General features: G+C 59.5%; 1 protein-coding gene. It reads right to left on the bottom strand.

The window, feature by feature from the left end; genetic code table 11:
* Positions 1–307: 307 nt before the first annotated feature.
* Positions 308–833 (bottom strand): transposase (locus tag ACZYOF_RS44020; protein ID WP_463719626.1); only part of this gene is annotated, 526 nt, incomplete at its 5' end.

Raw genomic sequence — 833 nt, 5'->3', positions numbered from 1 at the left:
CCTCACATGGGATGGTTCGTGTCAAGGCCATCAATCGCAATGCATCAGCAGTCCCTCCGAAGCGTCGCTATCCAGGTCCAAGCCCGTGCGTGACGCGGCTCGTTTGCCGAGCCTGATCAACCTCACATTCGGTCGCCACCTTTCGCGGCTGCACCAATATCCCGCTTGCGGCGGACGGGGCTCAGGACGACGAGACCACTCTCTCAAACGGCATTTCGCCAGGGTTCTGGTCGGTTCGTCGACCTGGATCCACCAGGACTGATCGGGTCCTGGAGAATTTTCAGAATAATTCGAGGAGCAGCCGAGATTAGCTGTTCTGCATGATGGCACCTTCGATGACGACACCGGCGGTCACAAACTTCCAGAGCGCAACCAGCAGCTTGCGCGCAAGCGCCACGATGGTCGACTTCTTCATGCGGCCACCATTGCGCTGGACGCGCTCCTTGAACCATCGAGCCAGCGCAGAGCCGGGCTGATGACGCAGCCACAGCCAGGACATCTGGATCAGCGTCGTGCGTAATCTCGGATTTCCAGCTTTCGAAACGCCCTGTTCTCGATCAACGGATCCACTCTGCCAGGGCGTCGGCGCCAGCCCCGCGTAAGCAGCAACCTGGCGGCGATTATTAAAATGCCGGAACAGGCCTTCAGACCATAGGTTGGCAGCAAACTCGGCGCCGATGCCCTTGAGATTGAGCAGCATCGTGACAGGCGAAGGCGGTGCCGCGGCCGCTTGTGCGGCGATGAGCGCATCGCGTTCATCCTCAACCAGCTTGATCTGTTCGAGCAGCAGTTCTAGCCGATCGACTTCGCGGGAAATCTGGGCCTTCATGAGC

Source organism: Bradyrhizobium sp. LeoA1Lang, from assembly GCF_055413685.1.
The sequence above is the reverse complement of the archived record's forward strand: the minus strand, read 5'-3'. Positions and strand labels throughout refer to the sequence as shown.